Source organism: Streptomyces sp. NPDC004542 (assembly GCF_040610035.1).
Taxonomy (GTDB): domain Bacteria; phylum Actinomycetota; class Actinomycetes; order Streptomycetales; family Streptomycetaceae; genus Streptomyces.
Map to the genome: position 1 here is coordinate 24,773 of NZ_JBEXLP010000028.1, position 18,342 is coordinate 43,114.

Below are 18,342 nucleotides of genomic sequence, written 5' to 3' on the forward strand. Positions count from 1 at the left end.
CGTCACAACTCGTGCCTGATCGAGCACACAAGGTGACCTTGGTTCCGCATGTCCACACACTCAGGGGGGCATATGTCCGGACGAACGCACAGCCAGAGGTTCCGGTTGCGTCTAGACTCCGTGCCGGAGGCTCGACGCCACGTACAGGCGACGTTGACTCACTGGAAGCTCGCCGCAGTCACTGACGATGCCGAGCTGATCATCAGCGAACTGGCGACCAACGCCGTCCAGCACGCGAGGGGCATCGGTGAATTCTTCGAGGTCGGGTTAAGGCGCCGCAACGGCGTGCTGATCCTCGAAGTCTCCGACTCGTACCAGTGGCAGACGCCCGAGAAGCGTGAGGCGGACCCCGAGGACATCGGCGGGCGCGGACTGGTCATTGTCGACTCCCTGTCGGACAACTGGGGTGTGCGACCCCGAGAGTCCGGCAAGACAGTCTGGGCTCACCTGGCCATCAGCGGCAGAGAAGTGGCCTCTGTCGCTGGCCTTGCCGCGACGCGGGAGGAGCCGTGCGCCGAAGCGCGATGCACCGTCGCATGCACTCGTTCGATGTTCTGAGGCGGCGATCGTGGTTGTGGCGAACCTCTACACGGCTGCCACCTGTGCTGTAGCCGCACTCGAACCCGGCAAGTTCCATCGCGCCCGTGGTCCACGTCGGCCCCTTCCCGTACGGTCTCTGCCCCCTCCCAGACCTCCGCCCAACTCCTCCCCTGCACAAAAGAACCCCCGCGACGCGGCGAACGTCCGGGGGCATGGCCACCAGCCTCCAAGGAGCTGATGACAGTGAGCATTATCCACACCCTCGTGCTGCGGATCCTGGCCGTTCTCGCCCCCGGCACCGGCAGGCGCCGGGCGGACACACGCCCCGCCGGGCAGACCGCCGCGCATACGCCGGAGGCGCCCCGCGCGACCGCGTCGTGGCCCCCGCTGCGGCGGTCGCCGTACGGCGTCGAAGAGCCGTTGCCCGGCGAGACGACGGCTGTGGTCAGGCCCTATGTCGTTCTCGCCGAACGGGAGCGCGAGCGGGCGTGTGAGCGGGCGCGGCGGCGGCGCCGTGTCGCCATGGTCCTGGCCGCCGACTTCGGCATCGACCTTGACCGGCATGTGGTCGGCGCCGAGGCGGTGGCCTGATGAGTGAGCAGAGCGAGCCGCACGAGCCGAGCGAGGGCCCCGAGACCGTCCCGGGTGGGACGCGTACGCCGGTGCGTATGTGTGTCCGCTGCTGTGCGATCACCGATACGCCTGTCGTCGTCTCGGTGATGCACCAGGGCTCCGGTCCCGGATTCACGGTGTACGCGTGCCGGGACTGCGCCCCGCACTTCCCGCCGGTACCGGACGTGCTGTCGCTGCCGCCCGCGTCCCGCCACAGCGGTGGCGAGCGGTGAGCAGCGGCCGGGGTCAGCCCAGGGCGTCGATGGCCTTTACGATCAAGGCGCGCGCGTCCGCCCCGTACACCGCCAGTTCTGTGAGCCGGGCGAACGCCCGCAAGTACATGTCGAGTTCACTCGGCGCCGTGATGGTCACCTTCGCGGCGAGCAGCTCCACATGGATCCGCGAGTCGTCGAACACCGTGAACTGCTCCAGCGGCCATATGACCTCCTCCCGCGCGGCCGTGGCCGGGATGATGCCGAGCGACATGGACGGCAGGGACATCGCGGCCAGCAGGTTGCCGAGCTGGCCGGACATCACGTCCTGATCGCCGACCCGGTGATGGAGGACGTTCTCCTCGACCAGGGTCGCGAACCGGTGGTCTCCCTCGTAGATGACGCGCGCACGGCGCATACGTACCTCGACCGCGTCGGCCACGTCGTCCGGGGTACCACGGAAGTCCGCGATCGTGCGCATCAGCGCCGTCGCGTAGCCGGGTGTCTGCAGGTAGCCGGGCACGACGTGGGAGGCGTACACGCGGAAGTGGCGGGTGCGCTCGTACAGCTTGGCCGAGGACTCCGCCAACTGCTTCATGCCCGTGCGCTGGAGCCGCTTCCACTGCAGGTACATGGCGTCGGCTTGCCGGTTGGCCGCGATGAGGTCGTCCGCCTCGTCGTGCGCGCCGCAGGCCGCACACCAGACGCGGATGTCGGCGTCGGCCGGCGCGGTGACGGCGTTCTCGATCCTCGACGACTTGGCGACGGACCAGCCCGCGAGACGGGCGAGCTCCTTGCCGGTGATGCCCGCGTCCAGGCGCAGCTCCCGCAGCCGGGCCGCGAGAGATGCCCGTGCCTCCTGCACGCTGGACGTGGGGAATATGGACATGGACGGTTACTTGACCTCGTACTCGTCGTGGGGGGTGGCCCGTTCCCAGATCCGTTCGTACGCGGACGCGTGCTGGGAAACCGTGCCACGCTCGTCGCAGAGTTCCTTGCCGACCCATTCGCCGTCGCCGGAGAAGTGGTGGACGCGTATCAGCCGCCCGTCGAAGATCCACAGGTCGGTGCCCGGGACGAGCAGGTCCCACGCGCGGTGCCTTGGGAGCCAGCGCACCTCCTCGCCAGCTTCCACGTTGGCGCGAGTCTGGTGGTGCTCCCACGCGATGTAGTCGGTGACCGGCTCGGACACGATCCTGACGCGCCGCACGTGCACGCCGCGGGCGACGGCGTCCGCGACGTTCTGGTGGTAGGGACGCCACCAGGAGTCCCGGTCGTCCCAGTCCACGCGCCGCCCGTCCTGCCAGGCTTCGAAGCGGGGGTTGGTGAAGTAGGCGTCCCGCATCTCCAGATGGGCGGCCGACTGCTTGGTGTCGGCGAGGAGTTCAGCGAACTCCGGGATCGAGCTCATCGCATGCCTTCCTGATGATCGGGATCATACGGGCCGGGATCCTGATGACGGTCTCGCCGGGCGGGATCGGCGCCCTCGCCGGGGACAACGCGTCGCATGTCGCGGTTGTCTCGTCGTCGGCCCGGTAGCTCTGGATCAGCAGGTCGTCCGTGCTGGTGTCCACCCAGACTGTCGGGCATCCGTCCTCGTCTGTCTCGGGGTCGATCCCGACGAACTGAATGTTCATGGTGGCTGGTCTCCCGCGCTAGTCGGTTGCAGCGATTTACACCACCATCGTGCGCACGCTTCGCGTGGTCAAGAGCGCATGTCGCTTGCGAACAGCATCCTCAAACTGCTGTGTAATTCGGTGCAACTTCGTGGGCCTTGCCGATGAGGGGTCCCTACGGTCAGGGAAGACGAGGGAACCCGGCGGCCTCGCGAACGGCTCCGGGCGGCTGAACTCCCGCCCCCCCCGGCTGCCCAACTCTGGACAGGTCGAGCAACCGGGCGGGTTGCACCACACAGCACGGCAACGACATCCCAGAAGGGCAGGTCAATGACCGTCACACTCGAACCGCCCGCCAGGACGCTCACACGGGACCCGAAGGAGCTCCTCAACGCGGTCGCTCCGCACATCACCGAGTTGACCGTCAACGTGTTCGACTCCGGCATGAGCCTGTGGGACCGCGAGGTCTCCCTGCTCCTGCGCGACCACACCATGGTCCGCGACATGGCCGAACGGATCCTCGGCAACGCCGTCATGTACGTCATGGGCTCCATCGAGAACCCCGACGTCCACCTGGGCGTCGGCAAGCTCGTCGACATCGGCGTCCACCAGCTCATCCTCGACACACCCGTCTGGTGGGGCCTCTGCCGCCTCTACAACGGAGGCCGGTTCAAGCACCACGCCCCGTTCATCGAGCGCCGCCGCGACGGCATGTGCGTGCGCACCGGCGATTTCCTCCGCTCCCAGGGCTGGGCCATCGACGAGGAGCTGTGGGCCATCGACGGCACGGACTGCTCCCCCTGCGACGACAAGGTCCCCGACAGCCACTGAGCCCGGCTACAGTCGCCCCCGTCCTCACGGCTCCCCGAGGGCGGGGGCTCCCGCATCCCGACGACCAGAGGAACAGCTGTGCCCGTACCGCACGATATCGCCGCCGAGACCGAACTGTGGGACACCTACGCCGAGTCCGCGTTCAGGGACGACGCCGAGCCGTCGTTCTGCTGGACCCAGTACGCCGGCCACGGCCCCGGGCCCGAACTCCTCGGCAGCCCGGAGACCGTGCTGGAGATCGGATGCGGCACCGGCCGCGCCCTCGCCCACCTCGCGCAACAAGGCGTCAAGGCCACCGGGGTCGACCTGTCGCCGCGCATGGTGGCGCTCGCCGGCGAGAAGTGGGCGCCGCTCGGGGTGCGGATCGAGCCGGGAGAGATCCTCGACTGGCTCGCCGCCGACGAGGGGCGGTACGACGCCGTGTACTCCGTCTTCGGCGCGGCCTGGTTCACCGACCCGTCCCGCCTCTTCCCCCTCGTCCGCAAGCACCTCGTCCCGGGCGGCGTCTTCGTGTTCTCCCAGCCGCCGGCCATCCCGGGCGCCTACGGGCCGCAAGGCATGTACAAGGGCGGGTTCGCGGGGAAGGCCATGTTCACGTACCGGTACAGCTACAAGCCCGCGGTGTGGGAGCGGCACCTGCTCCGGGCTGGTTTCACCTCTGCTGAGGCGACGGTGGTGGACGCCCCGAAAGCCGGGCACATCGGCACGCTCATCGTCCAGGCTCGCGCCTGACAGCCGCGTCACGGCCCCGGCCGGCATCCTCCGTAGCCGACCGGGGCCACTTCATGGTCCACGGAATGGTCCCGGGCGAGGTCGACATGCGCGCGATGACGCTCCGCAAGATCTCCTGAGCGCCACCCCCGTGAGTCGCTCAGACCTCCGACACGAACCCAACGAACCGCGCCCACTCCGCACGCCCCACAGCGAAGTGCGGGCGAGTCACGTCCTTGGAGTCCCGGACGCATATGGCCTGTTCGGTGACGGCGATCTCGATGCAGCTGTCACCCGAGCTGCCGCTGTAGCTGGACTTGAACCAGGCGAGTTCCGTCGTGCTCATAGTTCTCCTCGCAGTCGCTCCAGTAGGCCCCGCGAGTCCTGGGGGTTCAGGGCCTGCGAGCGCAGTGTGTCATAGCGCTGCTGGAGGGTGCGCACCTCTTTGCGGTCGGAGATCAACCGGCCGTTCTCCTGCCCTTCGGAGTACGCCAGCCGCCGCCCTTCCGGCGTCTCCAACAGCTGCACCGAACCGTCCATGCAGGCATGGAACTCGGCCTCGGTCGGCATGACTTGGAGCATCACGTTGGGCGGCGCCGTCAGCTCCAGCACGAGGTCCAACTGCCCCCGCAGCACGTCACGACCCCCCAGCCTGCGCCGGAACACGGACTCCTCCACGATGAAGTGGAACGGCACCGTCGGCCGGTCGTGAAGCATCCGCTGCCGCTCCAGCCGCGCCTCGACCTGGGCCTCCGTCTGCTCCTCGGTCAGCAGCGGAAGCCGGTTCTCGAACAGGGCCCGCGCATACCCCTCCGACTGCAACAACCCCGGCACCAACCGGCACTCGTACGTGTACAGGCTCACCGCCACCCGCTCCAGCCGAGCCCACTGCCGGAACCAAGCCGCCAGTCCCACATCCCCTCGCCCACGCGTCACGTACTGCGACGACTTCCGTAACGCCCCCGTGTTCCCCAGCAGCTCCTCCGACCGTTCCACATACGCCTCGTCCGCCAGCCGTCGCCCCAACTCCACGGACGCGACCGTGTGTTTGGAGTACCGCACCAGCTCCGCGAACTCGGCCCTGCTGTACCCCGCGTGCTCGCGCAGCGCCTGGGCCACCGCCCCGAACGTCCGCAGACTGTCCGAGGGATCGGGCTCACGATCCGGCTCACCGCCGGCCGGCTCCCCGTCGCTGTCATCGGCCATGATGTCGATACCGCCCGTCATACGCGGCCACCTCCCGTTCCGTACCTACGTCACGCACTGTCCGTCGCCCCACACCCGACGGCACCCAGCGTGACGCAAGGCCTCGCGTACGATCCACAGAAAGTGTGCGTACGCTGACACAGCGTACGCACCGCATTCCAGGTCCCCCGCAAGGTCTCGAAGATTCCCGGACCACCAGGGGTCCCGGAGCCCGCAGCCTGCGGGCTCTCAAAGCCTGGGCAGCGGCAGGTCGGGCAACTGCGGGTGCCGCAGACGCTGTCCGCCGTCGTACACGTGCAGGGTGAAGGTCTCCGGCCCCGGAGCGCCGGCCGCGTCGTAGTCGTCCAGAACGCGCTCAACCCGCTCCCACAGCCGCACCGGTCCGGCCTCACACACAGCCCAACCCTCCCCGTCGGGGGCAAGGGTGGCGGCTGAGCCGGTGACGACGTCCACCAGGTGCACCACCTCGCCGATGGTGACCATCTGCGCGTCGGGCACCGCGCTTTGGGCGAGGAACCGCACGTGGAACGCCTCTTCGGTCGCCGCCGTGATCCGCTCTGGGCCGTACCGGGCCGTACGGCCCTTCTCGGGCAGGCCCGCGGCCCAGTGGGCGGGATTGCCGAACGCCGGGGCCGCGTGCGTCCGCGCGGACATGAAGGACACGGTGCCGGGCAGCAGTCGGCCCTCGGCGGTGCCGTCTCCTGCGACCGTGAGCAGGACGCGGGCGTATCCGTAGAGCCAGCCCGAGAGGGTGAGAAGGATCTTCCCTCCCGGCCGCGCCTGCGCGATGAGCGCGGGTGGTACGGCGCGGAACGAGCAGGCTGCCACGATCCGGTCGAAGGGCGCCTCCGGCCAGTACCCGTACAGCCCGTCCGCCACCGCCAGGGTCGGCGTGTAGCCGCAGCCGTACAGCGTGCCGGCGGCCTGGTCGAGCCGGTGGGGGTCGACCTCGATGCTCGTGACGTCGGCGGAACCGAGGCGTTCGCATGCGAGCGCGGCCGAGTAGCCCGTGCCGGTGCCGATCTCCAGCACCGTGTGCCCGTCTTGCAGATCGGCGTCGACCCACATCCGCACCACGAGCGACGGCAGCGTGGACGAGGAGGTCGGCGCTCCTCCGTGCCGCGCGGCGGGCCGCTTCCAGTCGGGTTCGTCGCCGTCGAACTGTGTGACGAGCGTGGTGTCGGAGTACGCGGCGGCCAACCAGCGGGCGTGGTCGAGTTCGGCGGTGACCGGCTCCCACACGGTCAGGCCCCGCTCGTCCCGCTCGCCGGCGGGCAGGTAGAAGCCGGGCACGAAACGGTGCCGGGGCACCGTCTCCACAGCCGCCCGCCATCCTGGGGCGGTCAGGACGCCGTCCTGGGCGAGGGCATTGGCCATCGCCTTGCGCAGCCGCGCGGCGTCGGTCTCAAGGTCGGCGGGCATCGTCATCGCCTGCCACCTCCTTCCCGGTCAGGATGTCGGCGAACGCCGCGGTGATGGCCGGCGCGTCGGGCAGCCAGCCCCATTGCCCGTTCGGATTGCACTCGATCGCGGTCCAGTGTTCCGGGGCGTCCCCGTCGCCGGTCAAGGCGAAGTCGAAGCAGCCGAAGGCCAGACTGAACGAGGCAAGGTAGTCATGGAGTGCCGCTTTGATCGGGGCGGGCACCGTGATGGGGGCGTGGATCAGGTCGTCCCAGTCGCCCCGGCGCCAGTCCAGCGCGCGGTCCGGGGCGGCGATCCGCTGGGCGAACACGCGGCGGCCGACCACGGTCACCCGCACATCGCCGGTCTTGGGGATCTCGGCCTGGAACAGGTGCGCGGTCACCGCGAGCGAGTCGTCGAAGGTGTCGGGGTCGACGCGCTGGGCCCAGATCGCCCCGGCGCGGCCGTCCTCGGAACGAGGCAGGCCGCGGAACGTCTTGTAGACGACGGGCCCGTGGTCGGCGGCGAACTTCCGCGCGGCCTCCGCGTCGTTGGTGACCAGGGTCGGCGGAATCCGGAGCCCGAGCTCGGCGAAGCGTTGGAGCTGGGCGGGTTTGAAGTCGGCGCGGGTCACCGCACAGGGGTGGTTGACGTACAGCGCGTCGTGCAGGTCGTTGAGGACGCCGCCGAGCCCGTGCCTCGCCTCTGCGGCGGCGAACTCCCGCTGCTGCCGGGCGGGCAGGTGCTCGTACCGAGCGGCGTACGGGGTGGGGCGGCGGTAGTAGACCGCCGCCACCTCCCCCAGCTCCACCTCCCGGCTCGCCGTACGTAACCGCCCGCCCCAGGTGGGGCTGTCCACGCCGATACGGAACCCGAAGGTCAGGGCGGGCCCGATATCGGCGGGATCCATGCGTACGACGGGCACCTCGCGCTCGTGCAGCGCGGCGATGACCCGGTCCGCGGTGACGTCCTCCAGCGCGGTGACGACCAGGACGGTGGAGGCCATGGATCAGTCCGACTCGTAGTCGGTGGTGTGGTCGTCCTGGGTCTGCGGCTGCGGGTTCTGCCCGTCGCCGCCCCCGGACATCGAGGCGGTGCCGGTCGTCTTGGAGGTGCCGTGCTTGCCCATCTCCACCGGCCGACCGGCGATGTCGGCGTAGCGGGCGGTCTGCGTGGTCGCATCGAGCGTCACCGTCGCGTACGCCGGCGGGCCGACCGGCAGCCGGTCGGTGACCAGCCGCATCGCCCACGGAACCTCGGGTGCACGTGTCGCCATGCGTTGTCCTCTCCCCTTATGCCGGTAGTGGTCAGCCGGGCGGCTGCCGCCTCAGCAGAATCGCTGTCCCGCACCCACCATGACCAGTACCGTAGGGGTCGCGAACCGTGGCGAAATCGCCACGCTCCGTATACGGCGGACGGGGAGGGCGCACCAGTGATGGTCAGCGGATCCGGCAACCCGCATTTGGCACTGTGGATCGCGGCGACAGGCCTGTCCCATGGGGAGATCGCCCGGCGCATCGCCGCAGTTGCCAAAGTCCGAGGTCACCGGCAGATCGCGCCGGACGCGACCCGCATCCGGCGCTGGATCGACGGGGAGAAGCCCCGCCCGCCGGTGCCCGCACTGCTCGCGGAAGTCCTCTCCGAGGCGGTCGGCCAGCCGCTCACGCCCGGTGATCTCGGTCTGACGGGTACCGGGGTGGTGCTGGATAGCATTCAGCTCCCGCTGCTGACCGAGGCAGCCGCCCAGACACTGGCCGGATGGACGCAGATGGACCTGTTCATGAACCGCCGTGACACCCTCAAGCTCGCCCTCGGCGCCCCGCTGATCCTCGCCGCCGAGCGCATGCTCGGCGGCACCGCCCGCGCACTGAACCATGAGACGAAGGGCTTCGACGCCGACACCGTCAGCGCGCTGGAAGAGGTGACCGCCTTCTTCAGCAAGGCCGACGCATCCAAGGGCGGCGGCCTGTACGGGTCGGCGATCGTCGCCCAACTCGCGGAGGTCGCCCGCCGCATCCAGGACGGCGTCCCGCCATCCCTCCGCGCGCGGGTCTTCGCGGCGACCGCCGACCTGGCGGCACTGGCCGGGTGGGTCAGCCACGACTGCGGCCGGTATCCGCAGGCCCAGCGGTACTGGAGCTATGGCACGTACGCGGCGGGCGAGGCCGGACAGCCGGACCGCGGAGTGGAGATCGTCACCCGCATGTCGCACCAGATGATCTATCTCGGGCATCCCGAGGACGCCCTTGGCCTCCTCCGCGTCGCCGCGAGGAAGGCGAAGCTGCCGGCGACGAAGGCGCTGGTCGCCTCCCAGACCGGCCGGGTACACGCGGCCCTCGGCGAGGAGCGCCTGGCCGAGCAGTACCTGGGCCGGGCGGACGAACTCCTGGTGGACGGCCTCGGCGACGACGTTCCGACGTGGGTGCGCCACTTCGACGCCGCCGAGCACGCCGGCGCCCGCGCGGTTTCTGCCCGTGACCTCGCCGGACTCGACCGGGGGTCCCGCGTGGCGAGCGTCCACTTCGAGGACGCGCTGAGGCTCAGGAGGCCCGGGTTCGAGCGGGTGAAGGTCATGGACCGCGTCGGCCTGGCCGCGGCTCTGTTCGACGAGGGCGAGGTCGAGCGAGGGGCCGCCGCAGCCCACCAGGCCCTCGACGACGCCGCCCGCATCGACTCCGCGCTCGTCGTCTCCCGGCTCAACACCCTGCTGGACGCCGCCCGGCCGTACGAGACCGCTGAGGCCGAGGACGTACGGACGCGGGCGCGGGATCTTGCCGCCGCCCGGCCGACCACGATCGCGGCCTGAGACCATCGAGCGCATGGGCAAGCACCGCCGACCCGGACCCCCGAACCAGCCATCCCGCGCGGTCCCACGCGTGGATGCCGACGACCCTCTGTCCGCGTACAGCAAGCGGCGCCGCCCGCCGATGGACATCTTCCGGCGCCACCGGCCTTTCCACGGCGGGGCCGGTCACCTCCGGCCGGACGGGCCGCGAGTGCTGGAGGAGTGGGACGATTTCGCGTACCAGGTGGTCGGCACGGCGCCGAACCTCACGGCAGCCCAAGAGTGGGTGAACGAACTTCACAGCGACGACGACTCCGCCACCCCCGGTTGAGGCGGTTGCACGCGCCCGTCGCCAGAGTGTGCCCGTACGTTGACGCACCGTACGGGTCTTGTCCCTGGAACGCGCCCCCACGCGCCCGCCACGGTGGCCCCATGAGCGCAGCCCTTCCCCAACCGCTGAGCACCGTGGCCAGGTTCGCCCAGCTCCTGTCCTCCACCCGCCGAGGCGCCCGCCTCGCCCGCCTCCTCGCCACCACCCAGCTCCCCGCCTGGGACCTGTCACCCGATGTGACAGAGCGAGCCGAGCAGATCGTCGCCGAACTCGCCGCCAACGCGGCCCTGCACGGCCGCGTCCAGGGCCGCGACTTCCGGCTCGCCCTCACCCTCGACACCATGACCACCGGCCTCCTCCGCATCGCGGTCACCGACGCCAAGGGCGGGCAACTCCTCCTCGTAACAACCGGCGCATTGTTTCGCATGGCCGGTGGTCAGGTCCCGCGCGTCCTCAGCAGGCAGCCACTCCGCCAGTCCGAGGCGTGCTCCGCAGGTGACGCGGCAGGCGGCCACCCTGCCCGGAGTGAAGGAGAACACCCATGGCCACAGTGGGGTTCCTCGTCGGCCGTCAGCGACGTCGGGCACCCGTCACGCTCCGGGCGGACGCCACTGCCCCGACGTGAAATCGCTCAGCAGTTGCCGGCTGGCAACGGTGAACGGGTGGTCGGACCCCAGGCCGCGTTCCCGCCTGGCCAGGACATCCGTCATCATCTCGATCGCTGCTTCCACGTGGCCCCGTGCAGCCTGGGTTCGGGACAGAAGCTGCTGAGCCGAGAGCGCAATCGGGTAGTCGGGGCCGAAGCGTCGCCGGTACGCCTCGGTGACGAGCCGTATCTCCTTGTCGGCCTCGTCGAAACGCCCCAGTAGGTACAGGACCCAGGCGTGGTTGTGGTGGGCGCCCAGGGTGACGGTGTGGTCGGGGCCGAGGAGGCGGACACATTCCGCGGGCAGGGAAAGCAGCGTGCTGTCTTCTTCGGTGACGATCTCGGACGCAGAGAGCAGGACGAGCAGGCTTGATCGCGAACGCAATGTCAGGGGGTGGGCAGGGCCCAGTGCCCTTCGCCTGCCGGCGATCGTGGCGCGGAGGAGCGAGATGGCCTCGTCCCGTTTCCCGATATTTCCAAGCACGAGTTGAAGGCCGTGGCTGCTGTCCAAGGTGTCGGGGTCGTGGGCCCCGAACAGTCGCTGCTGAGCCGCGTGGACGCGCGCGAGCAGCGGTTCGGCCTCGGTGTACTTGCCCAGCCGGAAGAGCGCGCGTCCGGCCCTGGAGCGGGCGGCCAGTACGAGACGGTGCTCCGCGCCGAGCCGCCGCTCGCCGAGGTCCGCAGCGGCCCGGGCAGTCTCCCAGGCGGACAGGTAGTCTCCCGTGCGGTGCAGGGCGATGGACAGCCTGATCGCCACGGCCAGTGCGTCAGCCGATGTCGGCGGGTCGCCGGCGCGCCGCAGCAGGGCGAGCCCGTGGGGCACCAACAGTCGAAGCAGCGGATCGTATGGGCCCGCGTCGGGCACGTCGGGCACGGCCGCGTCGACCAATCGGACCGCTGTAGTGCTGAGAACCGGGGCCATTTGCGCCGGGGTCGCCGCCGCGACGCTGTCAAGCAGCACCCCGTGACTCTGTGCGCATCGCACACCGACTTCGACCAGTTCGGTCAGCGACTGGTCGAGCAGCGCCCTGAGCGCGGTTTCGCAACGGGCATGGGGGAGGACGCCGCTGATCTCGGCCCGATTGAGCAGGGACAGCGGCAGCGGCTCGGGAGCGAAGCGAGCCAGCAGCCTCAGCAGCATGGTCGCTTCGGGCAGCCCTCGGTCCTCGAACGCGTCGAGTGTCAGTTGCCACGTCAGGCCGACCAGGTGCCGAGGATCCTCCTCCGACAGGGCGTCGGCGCCTTGGTCGATGAGCTCGACTCCTTCCCCTTCCTCGAGACGGCGCCCGTAGGTCTCCATCGTCCAGGGATCGAGCACTTGCTGGGAAAGGAAGCCGCCTGCCAGCGTGAGGGCAAGCGGCAACCGGCCGAGCCGTTCCGCGATCTCCGCCGCCTCCTCCTGTGTCCCACTGTGAGGAGCGAGATCGCACAGCACCCGCGCGGCATCCTCACGCGGCAGTACGCCGATGTGCTGTAGCTCTGCCCCCGGCCACCAGCGGGCGGCTGAGCGGCGAGTGGTCACCAGCACCGTGCCGCGTGGACTGGTGCGCAGCCAGCTGCCGTCCCGGAGGATCTCGGGCTGGTCGGCGTTGTCGAGCACCAGCAGCCAAGGTTCGGCGGAGCGGTCGAGATACTGCCAGACGAGATCGGCGGCGGGGCGGAGTCCGTTGCGTGCGGCCAGCAGTTCGCCGTCGCCGGCACCACGGTCGGCCGCCACGGCGAGCATGCCGGCACGCAGGCTCGCGCGGTCGGAGGCGCCGACCCACAGGCCAACCCTGCCGCATTCGTTGGTTGCCATCTGGAAGAACGTGTAGGCGACCGCGGTCTTGCCGCAGCCGCCCATGCCGTACAGCACGTAGACCTCGCCCCCACGCCCCGCCCGCACAGTTTCTCGCAGCCGTTCCAGCACCTCGGTGCGGTCGCGCAGAACGACCGGGGGCCGACCGACTGCCGGACGGCGCACAGAGTCGGGGCCGCCGGGCGCGGCCGGCTCATCGCCGTAGTGGTGGTGTTCGCTGATGTGCTGGTCGCCTGACGCCTGGTAGACGCGGCCACGATGCTCGGCGTGGCCGTCCATCGCGCCTGTCATCGCTCCGCGTTGTGCTGGTCTCGTCCGGCCTGATAGATCCGGGCCTGGCCGGACGCGCTCGCGTGCTGGTTGACGGCAAGGCCCGTCGCGCCCCTCGGCTCAAGTTCGTCGAGGAGTCGACGCAGCTCCACAGCGACGCCGGGCTGGGCGGTGAGCAGACGCCGGAGCCGTCCCTGCCACTCCAGGTGCAGTTCGCCGAGCGTCTCCTGGTCGTCGGCCTCGCCGGCCGCCAGAGCATCTTCGCGGGTGGCTTCCAGTTCGGCGGCGACAGCCTCGGCACGGTGCGGCTGCGTTCGGCGCCACAGTTGCGTGATCCCCTCTCGCGTGCGCTCCCAGGCGTCGGTTGCCATCAAGGTGACCAGTGGGACTCCCGCGCTCTGCGCGAGTAAGGCTGTCTCCGGGTCCACAGTCCTCCCCTACCCAAAACCTTCCAAATCTTCAGACTGTATGTTGAATAGTCCGCATTATCGCGCTTTGGTACCGTGCTGCTTCGTGACCACTACTCATCGTCGCACCCTTGAGTCGGATGGAACAACAAGGAGTCATCCGCGCAACACTTCAACACGTCCACTTATGGCATGGCCAAGCCGATACGCGCAGCGCTACAGTAATGGAACTCTGGCCCAATCGAGGGGGCGATGGCCATGACGAGGCCGTGGGAAGCCGATCCGGCCACGACGTTCAAACGGCGCCTGGGGAAATCACCGCAGGAGTTGGGAAACACGACCGACAATCCCGACTGCCCCGACATCTGGGAACTCGAGAACGGGGACATCGTCGTCATCGGCCGTGATCTCACGGAGTCCCTGGGCGGCAAGCTGCCGGCCGGAGTCTCTGTCGGAGCGGACGAACGACTTGTAGTGATTCCAAGGAACATGTTGATTGCGGCGAAACCGGATATCCCGAATGTTTGACTCCTTCCCGCGTGGTTTTTCCGAACGCATGGATCGCCGCACGTACCATGCGGACTTCCGCCGGGTCTACGAGAGCGGAATTCGCTGCCTGAACAAGCTGGAGCGAGGGCAGAACTTCAAAGAACGCGGCTTCGCCAGCTGGGAAGCCTTCGCCGCCGGCGAATGGGATCGTGCATTGTCCCTCATCCAGGAGAAGCGCGATGTCTACGCCCGGCAATTCCGCGAGGCGACACGGCTGGACATTCTCGAGCGCCGCCTTCGCGTGGTGGAGTTCCCGGTGACTCCGTATGTGCAATGGGAGCTCTACGTCCTGCGTCTGCGCGTGGAGTTGGGCGACAACATCAGAGTGCTCGATGCCCGCAAGATCTCGGACATCGAGAAGGACCGCCCTGTTCCTGAGGTGGTGATCCTCGGGGACGTCGCCATGTACGAGGTGCTCTATGACGATGACGGGAACGCGATGGGTGCCAATCGCTTCACCGATCGAGCACTGATCCGGGATACATCGGCCGGGTTCGACGCACTGTACGAGCGCGGGGACGACTTCCACGTTTTCTTCGACAGGGAGATCATTCCTCTCGCCCCGCCCGCAGTCGCCTACTGAGCAGAGTGCCGGCACTCCCACGTTCGGTGCCGGTCGCTGCCGCGCAGCCGGGCGGGGCGGAACAGGACGGCGGGAACCGACCTCCCTGTTCCGCCCTCTGGCCGCCCCATGTGGCAGGTATGCCGATTCACAGCCCCTCGTTACCCGGTTCCGGTTCGTCGTCCGGTACGGCGATCGGGTCATCCGGCGCGTCCCCGGCCTGGCCTGCTCCACGGAAGCCGCCGTGCCCAAGAGTGCCGCGAGGCGCTGACGCATGCGCGGACGGCGGGCCTCGGAGAACGCCGGGAACCCGGTCACATCCGCGGGCAGGCCGGTGGCGTCGTACTCCCTCAGCCAGCTTTCGCGTGAGGTATCCGAGTCGAAGTGCTTCCGGAACCAGGCGGCCGGAAGGCCGGCCTGCTTCGCGATGTTCTCGGGTTCCCTCATTTGCGGGTTCGCCGCTCTGTCCACGCGGTCCTCGACAAGCGACAGCGCACGCGGGAGGGGCGCTGTGAAGGACCCGCACAGGCCGATGTTGAGCGCCGTCAGTCGCTGCTGGCCATCCAGGAAACGCGTACGGGACTGGCGATCGTCGCCCGGCCGATGACCCGTCGCAGGCCCCGTGTCGGATTCCGGAAGCATCCGCGTGTGGTGCAGGGGAAGACCTCCTCTTCCTCCTCCCACGTGCGTGCCGCCTTCGACCGGCCCGCCGGGAACGCCGTCCGCTGCTCGGTGATCACCCAGCTCAGGGCGGTGCGATCCCCGATGATCAGCAGGTGCGCGGGGGCATGCGGTCACTTCAGCGGCCTCGATCGGCCGGTCCGGGACTCCCCACGCGTACACAATTTCGAATAACGAGAATCCTGCCAACGCGTTGACAGTGCTAACAGCGAATCCTCATGCTTGAGGTGCCAACAAAGCGCATCAGTAGCCCGCGTGGCCCCTCCTGCCGCGCCCACACAACGGGGAACGACCATGACCCATCAGCCTCCCGCGTCCCTGCGCGATCTCCTCCTCGACCGGCTGCACCACTCCGGCCTCGCCCCCGAGGTGCAGGAGCTCTTGCACGAGCTGGTCCCCGACGAGGCGGCCAGGAGCAGCGGAGGGCGAACCGGACCCGTGCAGCTCCGGTCCATCACCGCGGCGGGCTGGCGCGGCATCGGACCGCGGACCACCCTCGAACTGCCGCCCGGACCCGGCCTGGTCGTCGTGGCGGGGCCGAACGGCTCCGGCAAGTCGAGCTTCGCCGAGGCCGCCGAGACCGCGCTGACCGGCCGCAACTCCCGGTGGGACGGGCGGCGGGCCACCGACTGGCAGAAGGGCTGGCGCAACCTGCACAGTCCCGACGTCACCCCCGAGGTCTCCGTCGTGCTGTCCGTCGGCGAGCAGGGTGAAGCCGTCACCTTGCGGCGGACCTGGCACGGGCCCAAGGTCGACGAGGCGCGCACGCGGGTCGAGGGGGCGGACGGCTCGGAGCGGAAGCTGGAGGAGGTCGTCGACGCCGAGGCGCTGGATCTCGCCCGGCCCTTCCTGCCGTACAGCGAACTCGGTTCGATGATCAACGGCACGCTCGGCGGGCTGCACGACGCCTTCTTCAAGCTCCTCGGGCTCGAACTGCTCGCCGAGCTCGACGGCCGGGTCAAGGACGCCGTGAGTGAGTGCAAGCAGACGGTCGATCGCACGGACGCGCTCACCGCGCGGCTCCTCGGCGATCTGGGCGCGCTCGACGACCCCAGGGCCCGCGAGGCGGTCCAGGCGCTGTCGGGAGCGAAGCCCGATCTCGGCCGGGTGCGTGCGCTGCTGGAGAGCCGTGCTCCCGCCGCGGAGGCGGAGCTGGCCCGGCTGCGGCGGCACGCGACTCTCACCGGGCCGGACCTGGCGGAGGTCGGTGGTGCTGTCGCCCGACTGCGGGAGGCCGCCGCGCGTGCGGAGGAGGTCCGGTACGGCACTGCCGAGGAGGCCCGTCGCATGGCCCGGTTGCTGGAGGCCGCGATCGAGCACCAGCGGCGCTCCCGGAACGCGGACTGCCCGGTCTGCGGAGCCGGGAACCGGCTCGACCGGGAGTGGGCCGAGCAGGCACGGGCGGAGGTGGAGCGACTCCAGACGGCCGCAGCGGACGCCGAGGCCGCCCGGCAGGAGGTGGCGGTCTCGGTTCGGGCCGGCCACGGCCTCGTACAGCCGGTCCCGGTGTGGCTGCGGGGCGAGCCCTCCTCCCCGCTTGCGGCGGTGTGGCAGGAGTGGACCCGGTGCCGGGACATCACCCACCCCAGGGAGCTGGCGGACCGCCTCGAGCGTGCCGCTGCCGCGCTGGACGACGCGTGCCGGCAGGTGCGGGAGGAGGCGGCCCGGCGGCTCGCCGAGCACGACGGTGCCTGGCAGCCGTTCGCCGTACGGCTCGCCGAGTGGCTGGGCGCTGCGGAGGCGAAGGAGGCCGCACTCGACCGGGGCAGGCACGCGCGCAAGGCGCGGACCTGGCTGCGGCCGATCATCGACGAACTGCGGGACGCGCGGCTGCGGCCCTTCGCCCGGCGGTCGCAGGAGGTGTGGCAGCTGCTGTGCGAGCACAGCAGCGTCACGCTCGGATCCGTCACCCTCGCCGGCACCCCCGGCCGCGGCAAGGTCGTCCTCGACGTCTCCGTGGACGACATGTCCGCGCCCGCCTACAGCGTGATGAGCCAGGGCGAGCTGCACTCCCTCGCGCTCTCCCTGTTCCTGCCGCGTGCCACGCACGCCGACAGCCCGTTCGGCTTCCTCGTCATCGACGACCCCGTGCAGTCCATGGACCCCGAGAAGGTCGAGGGTCTGGCCCGGGTGCTCGACGCCTGCGCCCGGGACAGGCAGGTGATCGTCTTCACCCATGACACCCGGCTCCGGCAGGCTGTCGCGCACCTCGGCATCAAGGCGACCGTCCTGCGCGTGAGCCGCCAGACCGACTCGGTGGTGGGCGTGGAGGCTCTCACCGACCCGGTGGAACAGGCTCTCGCGGAGGCGCGGGCCATCTCCCTGGACCCCAACCTGCCGCAGGCCGTGGCCGATCACGTGCTGCCCGCCATGTGCCGGGTGGCGGTGGAGGCCGCCTGCCTGGAGACGGCGCGACGCAGGCTCCGCGACGAGCAGGGGCTCGGGCTGCGGGCGGTCGAGGAGCGCGTCCAGTCCCTCGACCGCACCAAGTCGTACGTGTCCCTCGCCCTGCTCGGCGACGAGCAGCAGCACGCCCGTGCGGCCGTCGAGCGGATCTGTCCCGGCGGCTGGACGCTGATCGAGACCTTCAACTCGGGTGCTCACACGTCCCTGCCGACCATCGACGACCGCAGGAGTCTCGTCCGCCGGACCAAGGTGCTCGCGACGGCCATCCGGAGCGGCAGCGGGAGTCAGAACGCCGGGGGTGCCCGATGAAGGCGTCCCCGGAGACCCTCGTGACCGCCGCCGCCCGTCTCCTGCTGCGCGAGCCCGGCACCGTGAACACCCTTGCCCCCGGCCTGCGCGCCCGTGCCGCCGCGGTCCTGCTCCGCATGGCGCTCGACCAGGCCCTGGACGCCTACTGGCAGCGGGTCACTCCGTCGATGACGCGGATCGGCAAGCACCGGATGCTGTGCCTGGAGTGGTACGCGGGACACGACACCGCCCGCCGGTGCCGCACCACCTGGTCGGCGCTGAGCGCTGCATGCCACTACCGCACGTACGAGCTGCCCCCGGCGCCGGCGGAGATCCACACCCGGTTGCTGGAGGTCACCGCTCTCCTCGCGGCCTTGCGCGGTGGACCGGACAGGGCGTCCGTCACGGCAGCGGGAGACACCTGAGGACGCGTGACGCGTCCCGGTGCGCACTCCCCTCCGGGCGCCCCATGTCGGAGGCGCCCCCTATC

Annotated in this window: 21 protein-coding genes and 1 pseudogene; 12 read left to right on the forward strand and 10 right to left on the reverse strand. The window is 70.0% G+C overall.

The features are described from left to right. Positions 1 to 72: 72 nt before the first annotated feature. From ABZX30_RS17665 to ABZX30_RS17675, 3 genes are all read left to right on the forward strand, one after another. On the forward strand, positions 73 to 558 hold the full coding sequence (locus tag ABZX30_RS17665) for an ATP-binding protein (RefSeq protein WP_355934384.1): 486 nt from the start codon (positions 73 to 75) through the stop codon (positions 556 to 558). Positions 559 to 777: 219 nt separating this feature from the next. Beyond that, entirely contained in the window at positions 778 to 1,131 is a 354-nt protein-coding gene (locus ABZX30_RS17670) for a hypothetical protein (protein WP_355934386.1), read from the forward strand. After that, a complete protein-coding gene (locus ABZX30_RS17675; protein ID WP_355934387.1) occupies positions 1,131 to 1,385 on the forward strand; it encodes a hypothetical protein in 255 nt (84 codons plus the stop codon). The genes ABZX30_RS17670 and ABZX30_RS17675 overlap by 1 nt, the downstream gene beginning before the upstream one ends. 13 nt (positions 1,386 to 1,398) lie before the next feature. On the opposite strand, the gene ABZX30_RS17680 is transcribed toward ABZX30_RS17675, so the two are convergent. Genes ABZX30_RS17680 through ABZX30_RS17690 form a run of 3 tightly spaced genes read right to left on the reverse strand, consistent with a single transcriptional unit; the run spans position 1,399 to position 3,001 of the window. Beyond that, on the reverse strand, positions 1,399 to 2,253 hold the full coding sequence (locus ABZX30_RS17680) for a helix-turn-helix transcriptional regulator (RefSeq protein ID WP_355934389.1): 855 nt from the start codon (positions 2,251 to 2,253) through the stop codon (positions 1,399 to 1,401). A 6-nt stretch (positions 2,254 to 2,259) separates the two neighbouring features. Next, positions 2,260 to 2,775, reverse strand: a complete 516-nt coding sequence (locus ABZX30_RS17685) for a DUF6879 family protein (RefSeq protein WP_355934390.1) — start codon at positions 2,773 to 2,775, stop codon at positions 2,260 to 2,262. After that, complete coding sequence (locus tag ABZX30_RS17690) at positions 2,750 to 3,001, reverse strand: hypothetical protein (protein ID WP_355934392.1); 252 nt, start codon at positions 2,999 to 3,001, stop codon at positions 2,750 to 2,752. Before ABZX30_RS17690 ends, ABZX30_RS17685 begins: the two co-directional genes overlap by 26 nt. Before the next feature lie 309 nt (positions 3,002 to 3,310). On the opposite strand from ABZX30_RS17690, the gene ABZX30_RS17695 reads away from it, so the two are divergent. Further along, positions 3,311 to 3,811: a hypothetical protein gene (locus ABZX30_RS17695; protein WP_355934394.1), complete on the forward strand. Its 501-nt coding sequence runs from the start codon at positions 3,311 to 3,313 to the stop codon at positions 3,809 to 3,811. A gap of 78 nt (positions 3,812 to 3,889) precedes the next feature. Next, a complete protein-coding gene (locus ABZX30_RS17700; protein WP_355934396.1) occupies positions 3,890 to 4,543 on the forward strand; it encodes a class I SAM-dependent methyltransferase in 654 nt (217 codons plus the stop codon). A gap of 139 nt (positions 4,544 to 4,682) precedes the next feature. Here ABZX30_RS17700 and ABZX30_RS17705 read toward each other — a convergent pair whose 3' ends face one another. The 5 genes from ABZX30_RS17705 to ABZX30_RS17725 form a co-directional block, all read right to left on the reverse strand. Beyond that, positions 4,683 to 4,868 carry a DUF397 domain-containing protein gene (locus tag ABZX30_RS17705; protein WP_355934397.1) on the reverse strand — a complete coding sequence of 62 codons (186 nt, stop codon included), beginning with the start codon at positions 4,866 to 4,868 and terminating at the stop codon, positions 4,683 to 4,685. Beyond that, the gene (locus ABZX30_RS17710) at positions 4,865 to 5,749 is read right to left on the reverse strand and encodes a helix-turn-helix transcriptional regulator (protein ID WP_355934399.1); all 885 of its coding nucleotides are present in this window, start codon (positions 5,747 to 5,749) and stop codon (positions 4,865 to 4,867) included. Before ABZX30_RS17710 ends, ABZX30_RS17705 begins: the two co-directional genes overlap by 4 nt. Positions 5,750 to 5,956: 207 nt before the next feature. Further along, entirely contained in the window at positions 5,957 to 7,156 is a 1,200-nt protein-coding gene (gene tgmC / locus ABZX30_RS17715; RefSeq protein ID WP_355934401.1) for an ATP-grasp peptide maturase system methyltransferase, read from the reverse strand. Beyond that, the gene (gene tgmB / locus ABZX30_RS17720; protein ID WP_355934402.1) at positions 7,134 to 8,135 is read right to left on the reverse strand and encodes an ATP-grasp ribosomal peptide maturase; all 1,002 of its coding nucleotides are present in this window, start codon (positions 8,133 to 8,135) and stop codon (positions 7,134 to 7,136) included. Before tgmB ends, tgmC begins: the two co-directional genes overlap by 23 nt. Before the next feature lie 3 nt (positions 8,136 to 8,138). Further along, a complete protein-coding gene (locus tag ABZX30_RS17725) occupies positions 8,139 to 8,405 on the reverse strand; it encodes a putative ATP-grasp-modified RiPP (RefSeq protein ID WP_355934404.1) in 267 nt (88 codons plus the stop codon). Positions 8,406 to 8,564: 159 nt separating this feature from the next. Between ABZX30_RS17725 and ABZX30_RS17730 the strand changes: the two genes are divergently transcribed. The 3 genes and pseudogenes from ABZX30_RS17730 to ABZX30_RS17740 all read left to right on the forward strand — a co-directional run. Then, complete coding sequence (locus tag ABZX30_RS17730) at positions 8,565 to 9,935, forward strand: Tat pathway signal protein (protein WP_355934405.1); 1,371 nt, start codon at positions 8,565 to 8,567, stop codon at positions 9,933 to 9,935. A gap of 70 nt (positions 9,936 to 10,005) precedes the next feature. After that, on the forward strand, positions 10,006 to 10,245 hold the full coding sequence (locus tag ABZX30_RS17735) for a DUF6087 family protein (RefSeq protein WP_355934406.1): 240 nt from the start codon (positions 10,006 to 10,008) through the stop codon (positions 10,243 to 10,245). 101 nt (positions 10,246 to 10,346) lie between these two features. Then, a pseudogene (locus tag ABZX30_RS17740) lies at positions 10,347 to 10,640 on the forward strand (ATP-binding protein); the annotation flags it as partial. A 195-nt stretch (positions 10,641 to 10,835) separates the two neighbouring features. Here ABZX30_RS17740 and ABZX30_RS17745 read toward each other — a convergent pair. Both ABZX30_RS17745 and ABZX30_RS17750 read right to left on the reverse strand, forming a co-directional pair. Next, positions 10,836 to 12,980: a tetratricopeptide repeat protein gene (locus tag ABZX30_RS17745; RefSeq protein WP_355934408.1), complete on the reverse strand. Its 2,145-nt coding sequence runs from the start codon at positions 12,978 to 12,980 to the stop codon at positions 10,836 to 10,838. Beyond that, positions 12,977 to 13,387, reverse strand: a complete 411-nt coding sequence (locus tag ABZX30_RS17750) for a hypothetical protein (RefSeq protein WP_355934409.1) — start codon at positions 13,385 to 13,387, stop codon at positions 12,977 to 12,979. Before ABZX30_RS17750 ends, ABZX30_RS17745 begins: the two co-directional genes overlap by 4 nt. A 237-nt stretch (positions 13,388 to 13,624) precedes the next feature. Here ABZX30_RS17750 and ABZX30_RS17755 point away from each other — a divergent pair, with 237 nt between their 5' ends. The 4 genes from ABZX30_RS17755 (at position 13,625) to ABZX30_RS17770 (ending at position 18,277) form a co-directional block, all read left to right on the forward strand. After that, positions 13,625 to 13,894 carry a hypothetical protein gene (locus ABZX30_RS17755; protein WP_355934465.1) on the forward strand — a complete coding sequence of 90 codons (270 nt, stop codon included), beginning with the start codon at positions 13,625 to 13,627 and terminating at the stop codon, positions 13,892 to 13,894. Next, entirely contained in the window at positions 13,887 to 14,498 is a 612-nt protein-coding gene (locus tag ABZX30_RS17760) for a DUF6879 family protein (RefSeq protein ID WP_355934411.1), read from the forward strand. The genes ABZX30_RS17755 and ABZX30_RS17760 overlap by 8 nt, the downstream gene beginning before the upstream one ends. A gap of 954 nt (positions 14,499 to 15,452) precedes the next feature. Next, positions 15,453 to 17,873: an AAA family ATPase gene (locus ABZX30_RS17765; RefSeq protein ID WP_355934413.1), complete on the forward strand. Its 2,421-nt coding sequence runs from the start codon at positions 15,453 to 15,455 to the stop codon at positions 17,871 to 17,873. Continuing rightward, the gene (locus ABZX30_RS17770; protein WP_355934415.1) at positions 17,870 to 18,277 is read left to right on the forward strand and encodes a hypothetical protein; all 408 of its coding nucleotides are present in this window, start codon (positions 17,870 to 17,872) and stop codon (positions 18,275 to 18,277) included. Before ABZX30_RS17765 ends, ABZX30_RS17770 begins: the two co-directional genes overlap by 4 nt. Positions 18,278 to 18,342 lie beyond the last annotated feature (65 nt).

Bases quoted from the DNA above. Each gene is read 5' to 3' on its own strand.
- ABZX30_RS17665 (WP_355934384.1), top strand. From the start codon at position 73: ATGTCCGGACGAACGCACAGCCAGAGGTTCCGGTTGCGTCTAGACTCC.
- ABZX30_RS17670 (WP_355934386.1), top strand. From the start codon at position 778: ATGACAGTGAGCATTATCCACACCCTCGTGCTGCGGATCCTGGCCGTT.
- ABZX30_RS17675 (WP_355934387.1), top strand. From the start codon at position 1,131: ATGAGTGAGCAGAGCGAGCCGCACGAGCCGAGCGAGGGCCCCGAGACC.
- ABZX30_RS17680 (WP_355934389.1), bottom strand. From the start codon at position 2,253: ATGTCCATATTCCCCACGTCCAGCGTGCAGGAGGCACGGGCATCTCTC.
- ABZX30_RS17685 (WP_355934390.1), bottom strand. From the start codon at position 2,775: ATGAGCTCGATCCCGGAGTTCGCTGAACTCCTCGCCGACACCAAGCAG.
- ABZX30_RS17690 (WP_355934392.1), bottom strand. From the start codon at position 3,001: ATGAACATTCAGTTCGTCGGGATCGACCCCGAGACAGACGAGGACGGA.
- ABZX30_RS17695 (WP_355934394.1), top strand. From the start codon at position 3,311: ATGACCGTCACACTCGAACCGCCCGCCAGGACGCTCACACGGGACCCG.
- ABZX30_RS17705 (WP_355934397.1), bottom strand. From the start codon at position 4,868: ATGAGCACGACGGAACTCGCCTGGTTCAAGTCCAGCTACAGCGGCAGC.
- ABZX30_RS17710 (WP_355934399.1), bottom strand. From the start codon at position 5,749: ATGACGGGCGGTATCGACATCATGGCCGATGACAGCGACGGGGAGCCG.
- tgmC (WP_355934401.1), bottom strand. From the start codon at position 7,156: ATGACGATGCCCGCCGACCTTGAGACCGACGCCGCGCGGCTGCGCAAG.
- tgmB (WP_355934402.1), bottom strand. From the start codon at position 8,135: ATGGCCTCCACCGTCCTGGTCGTCACCGCGCTGGAGGACGTCACCGCG.
- ABZX30_RS17725 (WP_355934404.1), bottom strand. From the start codon at position 8,405: ATGGCGACACGTGCACCCGAGGTTCCGTGGGCGATGCGGCTGGTCACC.
- ABZX30_RS17730 (WP_355934405.1), top strand. From the start codon at position 8,565: ATGGTCAGCGGATCCGGCAACCCGCATTTGGCACTGTGGATCGCGGCG.
- ABZX30_RS17745 (WP_355934408.1), bottom strand. From the start codon at position 12,980: ATGACAGGCGCGATGGACGGCCACGCCGAGCATCGTGGCCGCGTCTAC.
- ABZX30_RS17755 (WP_355934465.1), top strand. From the start codon at position 13,625: ATGACGAGGCCGTGGGAAGCCGATCCGGCCACGACGTTCAAACGGCGC.
- ABZX30_RS17760 (WP_355934411.1), top strand. From the start codon at position 13,887: ATGTTTGACTCCTTCCCGCGTGGTTTTTCCGAACGCATGGATCGCCGC.
- ABZX30_RS17765 (WP_355934413.1), top strand. From the start codon at position 15,453: ATGACCCATCAGCCTCCCGCGTCCCTGCGCGATCTCCTCCTCGACCGG.
- ABZX30_RS17770 (WP_355934415.1), top strand. From the start codon at position 17,870: ATGAAGGCGTCCCCGGAGACCCTCGTGACCGCCGCCGCCCGTCTCCTG.